The sequence below is a fragment of the Mesorhizobium sangaii genome (assembly GCF_014207355.1).
In the GTDB taxonomy this organism is placed as follows: Bacteria; Pseudomonadota; Alphaproteobacteria; order Rhizobiales; family Rhizobiaceae; genus Mesorhizobium; species Mesorhizobium sangaii.
On record NZ_JACHEF010000013.1, the window covers coordinates 51,160 to 60,490 of the forward strand.

Consider the following 9,331-nt stretch of genomic DNA (forward strand, 5'->3'; position numbering starts at 1 on the left):
TCTCTGAGCGGGCCGGAACCGCGCCACAGAAAGTGCCCGTTTGGTCGGCCGCAACGTGACTGCCCCACAAATCCTCATGCTCCCTAACTCGAGCTTCTCGCGCACCGGCTCTCCGAATTCGGTTGCAAGCGCCTCGCGAAACCGCTGCGTGAGATGCGATGGCGACGCTGAGAGTTTCGTCTCCGCGTCCTTGACGACCCCGTCCCACGAACCGCGCGCGCTCAATCGCAGGATATTCGAATCTCACCCTCCAAGCTGCGTGTTCGGACCAGTGCGGCCTTCGGATGCCAGCTATGGGTAGCCTCGTCGAAATCCACCTCGCGCACGAACTGGTCCAGCACCGCCGCGATACGCGGTGTCCGGCGCATCTTCGCGAGACGCCCCCGCTGGATAATGATTCGCACCTTGCCGCGCAGCCGCTCGACCGCATCCGCGAAGTCGGACGGGCTGCCACGACCCGTGTCACTGTTCTTGCCCGCCAGGGCGAGCAATGTCGCACCGATTGTCCCTAGGTCGTAGTGACGATTTAAGGTTTGGGGATTCCCCTTTGGGCGCAAATCAGATTCAACGCTGACTTTTGGAGGTCAGCGGTGGATTGTGATGCGCTTCGGAATGATCAGTGGGAACGGATCAAAGGGTTCGTACCCGGCGCAACGAAAGGCAAGCGCGGTCCCAGGACGAACAACCGGCTGTTTTTGGATGCGCTGCTGTGGATGGCGCGCTCGGGCGGTCGCTGGCGCGACCTGCCGGAAAGGCTTGGCAACCACGCTATATTGAAGCGGCGCTATTATCGCTGGATCGAGATGGGTGTGCCCGACGACATGTTGGCGGTCCTGGCCGCGAAGCCGATCTTGAATGGCTGATGATCGACTCGACTATCGTGCGAGCGCATCAGCACGCCGCTGGCGCGCGCAAGGAAAAAGGGGGGCGGATGCCCAAGGGCTGGGTCGGTCTCGCGGCGGACTAAGCACCAAGGTCCATGCCGCCGGCGATGCGCTCGGGCTCCCGGTTCGGCTGATCGCCAGCCCCGGACAACGCAACGACATCGCCTTTGCCCATGATCTCGTCGATGGCTTCGAGGCTGGCGCCACGATCGCCGACAAGGGCTATGACGCCGACCACCTGCACGAAAAGATCGCTGAAACGGGGGCCGAAATCGTCATCCCACCCAAGCGCAACCGCAAGGTCCAGCGTCCCTACGACACTCACCTATACAAAGAGCGCAACATCATCGAGCGCTTCTTCAACAAGCTCAAGCAGTTCCGCCGGGTCGCAACACGATACGACAAGCTGCTGGCAAACTTCATGGGCTTCGTTAAACTCGCCGCTATCGCTATCTGGCTCAGATAGTTAAATCGTCACCACGCCCTAGATGCTGCCCCAGTTGGATGGCAGCCGCCAGGTTGTGTTGCTGTAACTGGTCGCGTGGGAGAACCCTGCATCAATTTTCGCGAGGTTCGAGATGTTCAAAGGCCGTCAGTTCGACCAGTCCGTCATCTTGTTATGCGTGCGCTGGTATCTGGCCTACAATCTGAGCCTGCGCGACTGGAAAGAAATGATGGCCAAACGCGGCATTCGGCGTCGATCATTCGACGATCCATCGCTGGGTCATTCATTTCGCGCCGCGGTTGCTGGAGCGCTTCAACCGCCGCAAGCGTGCCGTCACCGGCAAATGGCATGTCGACGAAACCTAAATCAAGGTTCGCGGTGAGTGGATGTATCTCTACCGCGCCATCGACAGTGTCGGCGACACGGTCGAATTCTGGTTAAGCGAGCTGCTGGCGTCCAAGCGCTTCTTCAGGAAAGCCCTGGAGCGCCATAACCGGCCCGATCGCATCGTCATCGACGGCAGCCAGACCAATCATGAAGCCATCACTTCCTGCGATGCGGCAAATCGGTTGCAGGATCGTTCCCGGCGCTGGCTAAACCCGATCACGATCAGGAAAAGTCGATACTTGAACAACAGGATCGAGCAGGGCCACCGGCGCATCAAGCGCCGTGTGCGGCCGATGCTGGGTTTCAAGTCGCCGGCCACCGCCAGCATGACCCTGTCGGGGATCGAAATGCTTCACATGATGCGCAAGCGACAGGCGAGGTACGCGTTCAATCCAAATCCCTCCCTGGCCGAGCAGTTCGCCATACTGGCGGCATGACAGCGGCCTGTCCCGACCAACCTTCATGACACAGAAAAAACTTTCCAACACAACCAACTCTTGTCGTCGTTTAGCCGCGCTTTTGAAAAGCCATCAACACTTCAGACTTCGCCCGAGCCGGACGACATGGGCGTCGTTTCGGTGACAAGGCTGATCAAAGACGAAGTCCACGATGCACTTCCTGGCTTGCCCGCATCCTCCGGGCTGATTCTCGAAAAGTGGCTGCGGTGAACGCCCGAAATCTTTGATCGGTTATTCAACGGCCTCCGGCGTCATGGCTTGCAGACAGACGGACTGGCTCGGCCATCCAGTCGCGGTCGAACCAGCTGAGCTTGGGAATCTCTAGCCCCAGACTCCTTGCGATGGAGATGGCGAAATCAGGTACGACCGGGTATGTCGCGACACAGAGTCCGACGAGCGCGAAGGTCACCGCGCGGGCCGCAGTCCGGGCAAGCGCCTCCTTCACCTTCGGCGCAGCCGGAACTTGCAGCACTGAACATGAATAGTGGTCAATTGCGTCGACGAACGCCTCGATTGCGCGTGTCAGCTGACGTACGTCCGGGTAATCCGCTTCGAATCGCGCCCGCACTTCCGCGTTGAAGCGTCTGCAGTCCGCGAGGAACGCAATGTCGGTGGCTGACCACTGGCCAGGACACGGGAGCTCGTCTGTCGCGACCCGCCCGATGACCTCGTTAGCCTTCGCGACCGATCTCGACAGCCGTCCGTCCCAGAAGTCCCGTTTCCAGCTCTCGTAGGCACCCATGGAGAAGTCCTCGACAGAACCGTCCGGACGACACCGACACAAGTAGAAGCGAAGCGGCTCGGCAGTTTCTTCCGCAGCGATGTCGTTCACCCAGATTGCGTGATTTCGTGATGTTGAGAACTTCTTCCCCTCAAGCGTGAGCATCTGGTTGACGAAAATCCGTCGGGGGAGCATCTCATGGAGATCGAGCGCCGAAAGTACCCCGGGAATAACCAACAGACGTCCGAAGGCGTTGTCCGCCCCGAAGAGAATGTCCAGCTCCGGCATCTCGTCCCGTGGGATTTGGTACCAGAAGGCGGGGCATCCGCTCTTTTCTCTTATCGTTTCTAAGGCGAGCAAGTGCCGAGGCACGTGTTCCATGGTGATGGTAAACCGCTGGCATTCAAATCCTGGGATTGGAATCCGAATTCCCTCCCGGTTTGGGTTTGAGATGCAGACTGCCGGAAGCCCCCGGGACAGCCAGGACTCGACATAGAGCTTGGCGTAAATGGGCAGGAAGTTCCGCGAGGCGAAGGATTCGAGTGCGTCATGCAATGGAGCGAGGTTCAGGAAAAGGCGCTTCAGGGGACGACGTTCCAGCGAGCGCCCGTCGAGATCGACCGGATCCTGGAGTTCGGCATCGAGGACCAGCGCGCCGCAATCCTCGCATTCGTGACCGGAGGAATAGCCGCCGCAATATGGACATTTGCCGTGGACGAAGGCGTCCACCTTGAAGCGCCCACTTTGGACGTCATACGGGACCAAATGCTCTCTTTCAGCGATCAGGCCCTTGCTGCAAAGTCGCTTGAAGACCTCGAGAACGACCGCCTTGCCGCGGCGGTCAGGCTTTGTCCCAAGGAAAATATCCGAAACTGCATTGAGCCGATGCAGAGCCTCCTGGAAAGAAGCCGTGTTTTTCTCGGCCAGCTGGTAGTATTCCAGTCCAGCAGCGTCGGCCGCAATTGCAATGTGCTCAAGGTGACCGTGCGTGCCCTGCAGCACGAAAACCTCTCGGCCGCCGGTCTCGGCAATTCGGCGCAACACATCCGCGTAGAGGAACGGTCCTGAAGCATGACCTATATGCATGTTCCCATTCGGGGTAAGCATTGCGGGCACCAGCAGCAGCGGTCTGCTCTTTCCTATCGCTTCGTTCGTGGAAGTCGCCTCTTCGAAGGCTGCGCGGCTGTGCCACCACACCGTCTGCATGACTGCACCGCTGTCCAAAGCCTCAATCCTGTGCCTGCTCAGCGGGTCCATCCTAATGCTCTCTCCGCCAAGCAGCAGGAACGTCTTTTCGTCTAGATGAATTCGAACGCCGCCAGAGATCACCGTCCAAAATTCGACTTCCGTATGGTTGTGACGGCAAGTGGTCGCGCCTGGACTGAGCTTCAATAGTCGGATGGAAACGTCGCCCCCTTCCGGGAAGGGATCATGCATGACGATGCCCCCTTCGATCGAGATGGGGACCGCGCGTGTTTCATTTTTGAGATCTATTACTTGCGAACACATCATTTCGTTTCCACTCTCGAATTTCCGGTTGGCCATGCCGCTGGCAAGGTCTCGGGGCGACCTTGAGCAGGTTGAAGCACGTGCCCGTCTTGCAGCGCCTTCGCCACCACCGCAGCCCGTTCGGCCAGACCGCCGAGTGTGTGCTCCGTTGGGCCCCGAAGGCCAAAAGAGTGGTTCACCAAGAAAACGCGAGGTCTCGGACCGGTGAGACACGATTCTGGCATCTGATCGAGTCCCACTTCGAAGGACTCGTCGACAACGACGTCGGCATCTTCCATTCGCGGTTGCAGCAGTTGGAAGAATGATAGATGGCGACGGTTTGAAAAGCCCGTCGCGCATACCAGGAGTTCAATTTCAAGCGTCGTCGAGTCCGGCCTGCCTCCGATTCCGCGAAGGTCAAGACGAAGACCATTCTCGAGACGCTTTGCCGCCGTGATTTTAGTATACGGGAACAGCCTGAACCTGTCGCGTCCGCACGCCTGGTCCTTGAATCGAAGATCGTAGATGCTTTTGAGGACGTCCTTGGTGACGGTGGAGAAGTTCGTGTTCCTCGTGTCGGAAAGAAACCTCTTGCGATCTTCGAGTGGCAACTCCGCGAACTTCAGCGAGTGTGGATAAGTGTAGAAATCATTTACGAACGGGTTGTCATCCGTCTGTTCGAAGAGGTGGCGCCGACCAACGACGATAACTTCCGACACTTCCCGATGTTGGAGCAGGAATCTGACTATCTCGCCGGCGCTTTGCCCGGACCCGACGACCGCAACGCGAGCGTTAGCGTTGATCATTCCCTCGTTCGCATGGGATAGGAAGAAGTTTGAATGCACCACGCGGCCGGAGTCGACGGCCAGCTCTTCGGGGATGTATGGCTCATGCCCAAGGCTGACGACCACGTCGTCTGCCTCGATTTCTGAAACATCTCCGCTCGAGACATCCCTGGTCATGACGACAAGGGTTTGGGTTCCCGACGGCTTCTCGTGGAACCTGACCGCCACCGCCTCCTTGCCGAAAGAAATCTTGTTCGCAAAGAACCGGCTTACCCAGACCAGATAGTCGGAAAACAGCTTCCTTGACGGATACAGATTGTTCGTATGGATGAAGTGATAGAGAAGCTCCTTGTCACGCAGGAACGAGAAAAAAGTGAATGGGCTTGCCGGATTCCTCAGGAACGCCAGGTCCTTGAACAACGACACTTGGAGCATCGAATCCTCGAAAGCGATGCCCGGGTGCCATTCTGCGCTGTCGCGGCGCTCAAGGACTTCCAGCGAATCCAGAACTGAGGATCCCCACTCCTTGAGGCAGGTCAGTAGTGCCAGGTTTGCTGGTCCGCTCCCCACGAGCAGTGTCTTTCGTCTTTGCATGACCGGCTCCCAAAATCGTGCTTGTTTCCAACAGCCCGGTCGCGCGCTCGGCTAAGACAGCGATCCGGCTTCTCCTCAGTTGCTCGAGGGCCATCGCGGCGACATCGGCGAGCGCGGCTTTGCCGGGGTGTATGGGACCCCGCAACTGTTGACGCGTGACGCAATCCACGGCTGCGGCCACCGGAACTGCGGTGGCGATAGCCATGCTTGAGATGCCTCGCTCCTGAAGCTCGGAGCGCAGGATGCACGTCCAGCGGCCAACCCGCCCTTGGCGATCGTCAATGGCGATGTCAAGGACGACCTGGTCGCCATCGTCATTTGGGCTCCGGCGACTTAAAAGCGCCTCCGTGACCTCCTTGACCTGCAGGCGCGCGCTCCCGATTTCGATCTCCTCGTCGGACAGCAGCCCGAGGCGATGCAACATCCGAACGCCATCCGCAAAGCCAGGCCACCGCACAGTCAATTGTCGAAGCGTTGGAATGCTAGGATGAGCGCCTGCAGCCGTCGACGAAACCATTGCATCATCGTATGCTTCGAGAAGGCCGACACCATCCACGAACAGCTGAGATACGCTTTCGAATCGATTTCGCGTTACGGCTTGGCCATCGATTCGAGCCAACGCGAGCCTCTGCTCTATGGGCAGCCGACGCCCAAAGGCGAGAGCATAGTTCAGCGGAGGTTCCGGAATTCTGGGAATCCCTCCGCAATGAGTTACTATGCTCTCTATGTCCTTTATTTCAGCCGCAACCAGCGAGACTAAAGATTCAACCAGTCCTGGTTCGAGACCCGCTCCCAAGACTACGGGCGGACCGTTAGGCGGTACCCGGAGAATGTCAGGATCCCCAGGGCTCGGCCTGCCGACGCAAATAATAGGGGTGTGTAGACCTGCCTCGTGCGTTTGGTGCAAAAGCTTGCCGACCAAAACTTGGGAATCTCTCCAAGACGTAGCCATGATCAGCGATCGGGCTTGAACCGAGAGAGCGGATGGACCCAACGACACGTCGAAGCGGACGTTTTCGAGATTGCCCAGAAGCCGTTGCGCCACGGCAAGCGCAGAATGGCTCCTGTCAATCACGACAACGGACGAGTCCGGCTGGTCCGCAAGTTGCAGCGCCACTGCCCGACCGACCGGCCCGGCTCCGATGACGACGTGTGATCTCCCGTGCATAGTGCCCTGCTTCAGCCTTTAGGTCGGGGTCGGCTTGCGCCGGATCGTGCGATAGCCAAGGAGAGCGATAGCCGTTTGCAGTAGAGCCAAGCCGGCAATCAACAGCGTCAGCGTGTCATATCCCAGCTGGACTGAGACGAGCCCGGCGGCGATGGGGAAGAAATACAGGCCAAGAAAATAGGAAAGGCTGAAGATGATCTGCACCAAAGTCCGGGACTGCGGCGCAGTCACGCGGACGGCTTCTGCCTGCATCAGGGGATAGGATAGCCCATAAGTTATGCCGGTCGCCAGCGATGCCATTGCGTAAATGACGGGGTGGCCCGGGGAGTAGTGAAAGCCGAGAAGCGAAACGACCATCCCGCCCAGGAGTAGCGGCAAGGTGCGGTCGGCCGCACTGCGGGTTACGCGCGGACCAATTGCAAATCTGGAGCCGACTACTCCTATGGCCCAAAAGCCAAAGAATATTTCGTACGGAAGACCTGAATTATTCGCAAATAGAGCCTGAAAGTTTATCAGACTAGTGTAAATGCTTGCGGACAACAGTACAAGAACAAAAAACAGAGCAGATTTGCTGAAGAGGAGATCGAAAAGGTCGCGCGCAATCGAGGCGTTATTCGGAATATCGGCTTCGCGGATGTTCGCCGCACGTTGCGCTGCCCACGATGACAACGCTGACCCTGCCGTCGCCGCGAGCATTGCCAGAATGAACATATCCAGCGTGCCCAAGCCGGCGTACCGGGTAAGGAGGCTGCTCAGCAGCGGTCCGCAGGTTAACCCTAAGGTGGAGAATGCAGAGTAGGCCATGAAGCTCGATGGCCGCTCTGCATCGCTTGAGAGGGCGGAAATGCATATCGAGCCCATAGTGAAGTGCAGCGCCCATCCGCCTGATTGCAGCATGTAGCTGAGGAAGTAGGGGAATGTCGCGCGCACCCCCGACAATTCGTTCAAGAGTATGGTCGCGCAGGCTGCTGCACAAAGAAGCCCGCCAATGGGTGCGAGCCTCCGCACACTAAACTGGCGTGTCAGCGTAGGACTGATCAAAACTACTAATATAGCGACCGCCATGCCTGCTGCTGAGATCGAACCGAAAAATATCTCGTCGCGCCCAACCGACAACAGGTAGACTGGAAACAGCGCAAAAACGCCCATCGCGAAGGAAATCAGAGATCGTTCAGCAATGAACATGCGCCTGTACCACAAAAGGCGCGTATTAGTTATCGAGATGCTGCGAGCGTTCATTTTGTTATGCCATGAAATTGTACTTTGCGTCGGTTAGGACGAAGATAAATTATGTTTCCAAATATGATTCGCGTTTTTGGTGCGACCATTGTCATGGTCGAAGGAATACGTTGCCTTAGATCGAGAGCCTGAAGCATTGCGGTCCTTCGCCTGTTCATGGTGGCTACCCGTGACGTTATGGCCGGCAGCTGTTGCCCGCCCGGCAACGAAGGCTCTCAAGAGTCATGCCAGCTTGCTTGATTGAGCTGAAGAACGAACTTTGTGATTGCTTTTCAGTCGATTAGCTTGAAGCAAAGCAAGAGATCGACTGAAAATGGCCATATCGCGAACTCGACAAACCCGACAAAAGATGTCGGATGGCGTTGTTGAGACTGCTCCGCTCTGACCTCGCCGGTGAGCCACGAACATCGTGCTGTGTCCAAATGGAGCCCGGAGTTGAGAGGGTTGTGTTGCAAAGTTTTTTCTGTGTCATGAAGGTTGGTTGGGACAGGCCGCTGTCATGCCGCCAGTATGGCGAGCTAAACCGGCCCGACTGGCTGGCCGAAATGAACTACACGCTCGCGGAGGCCATAGAACGCGTCGGTCCGGTATGGCTGACCTTGATTCCGAAAGCAGCGCGCGAGCTGGAATACGAAGACGAGCGCGCAGCGGGTAGCGCCCTTGCGAGCTGGCTTTCCTTCGGTGATGCTGACAGCTTCTTCAGGATCGTAGACGGCACCACGGATCGCGTCGTGATCGACGCCGCCAAATGGAGCAGATCATCCCAATGATCGAGAATCAGAGTTGCGTTGATCGGTGCCCCGATATGGTTCGACAGCGCCGGATATGTATCGCCTTTCTCGAAGGTGTGGAACTTCCGATCCTTGAGGTTGCGTAGCCGTGGCGCAAAGCGCTTGCCGATCAAGGCAAACAGTCCGAAGACATGGTCGCTTGCACCGCCTGTATCGGTGAAGTGTTCCTGAATGTCGAGGATCGTGTCCTGATCGAACAGCCCATCAAGCACATAGGCCGCCTCGCTTTCGGTCGGGCTGATGGGCAGGATGCTGAAGTAACCATATTGATCTGACACAGATGGCTGTAGAATTTCGATCCGGGTTCGCTGCCATAGTGCAAGTTGATGTCGCCGCGCTTTGCGGCTCGATCACTCGCGCGAAAGAACTGC

General features: G+C 57.8%; 5 protein-coding genes and 3 pseudogenes. 2 read left to right on the plus strand and 6 right to left on the minus strand.

Features of this window, described 5'->3' with window-relative positions:
• Window positions 1-221: 221 nt before the first annotated feature.
• Complete coding sequence (locus tag HNQ71_RS33025; RefSeq protein WP_210334139.1) at window positions 222-491, minus strand: hypothetical protein; 270 nt, start codon at window positions 489-491, stop codon at window positions 222-224.
• 99 nt (window positions 492-590) lie between these two features.
• On the opposite strand from HNQ71_RS33025, the pseudogene HNQ71_RS33030 reads away from it, so the two are divergent.
• Window positions 591-1,350, plus strand: a pseudogene (locus HNQ71_RS33030) (IS5 family transposase).
• Window positions 1,351-1,462: 112 nt separating this feature from the next.
• Window positions 1,463-2,153: pseudogene (locus HNQ71_RS33035) on the plus strand (IS6 family transposase).
• A 256-nt stretch (window positions 2,154-2,409) separates the two neighbouring features.
• On the opposite strand, the gene HNQ71_RS33040 reads toward HNQ71_RS33035, so the two are convergent.
• The 5 genes and pseudogenes from HNQ71_RS33040 to HNQ71_RS33060 form a co-directional block, all read right to left on the minus strand.
• Window positions 2,410-4,440 carry a class I tRNA ligase family protein gene (locus HNQ71_RS33040; RefSeq protein ID WP_184878754.1) on the minus strand — a complete coding sequence of 677 codons (2,031 nt, stop codon included), beginning with the start codon at window positions 4,438-4,440 and terminating at the stop codon, window positions 2,410-2,412.
• On the minus strand, window positions 4,404-5,762 hold the full coding sequence (locus tag HNQ71_RS33045) for a SidA/IucD/PvdA family monooxygenase (protein ID WP_184878757.1): 1,359 nt from the start codon (window positions 5,760-5,762) through the stop codon (window positions 4,404-4,406). Before HNQ71_RS33045 ends, HNQ71_RS33040 begins: the two co-directional genes overlap by 37 nt.
• On the minus strand, window positions 5,653-6,930 hold the full coding sequence (locus HNQ71_RS33050) for a saccharopine dehydrogenase C-terminal domain-containing protein (RefSeq protein WP_343068310.1): 1,278 nt from the start codon (window positions 6,928-6,930) through the stop codon (window positions 5,653-5,655). Before HNQ71_RS33050 ends, HNQ71_RS33045 begins: the two co-directional genes overlap by 110 nt.
• An 18-nt stretch (window positions 6,931-6,948) precedes the next feature.
• Window positions 6,949-8,115: an MFS transporter gene (locus HNQ71_RS33055; protein ID WP_184878761.1), complete on the minus strand. Its 1,167-nt coding sequence runs from the start codon at window positions 8,113-8,115 to the stop codon at window positions 6,949-6,951.
• Window positions 8,116-8,821: 706 nt separating this feature from the next.
• Window positions 8,822-9,331 (minus strand): annotated as a pseudogene (locus tag HNQ71_RS33060) (Tn3 family transposase); the annotation flags it as partial.

Excerpts from the sequence above, each read along its gene's own strand:
- HNQ71_RS33040 (WP_184878754.1), bottom strand. The coding sequence starts at position 4,440 with ATGGCCAACCGGAAATTCGAGAGTGGAAACGAAATGATGTGTTCGCAA.
- HNQ71_RS33045 (WP_184878757.1), bottom strand. The coding sequence starts at position 5,762 with ATGCAAAGACGAAAGACACTGCTCGTGGGGAGCGGACCAGCAAACCTG.
- HNQ71_RS33050 (WP_343068310.1), bottom strand. The coding sequence starts at position 6,930 with ATGCACGGGAGATCACACGTCGTCATCGGAGCCGGGCCGGTCGGTCGG.
- HNQ71_RS33055 (WP_184878761.1), bottom strand. The coding sequence starts at position 8,115 with ATGTTCATTGCTGAACGATCTCTGATTTCCTTCGCGATGGGCGTTTTT.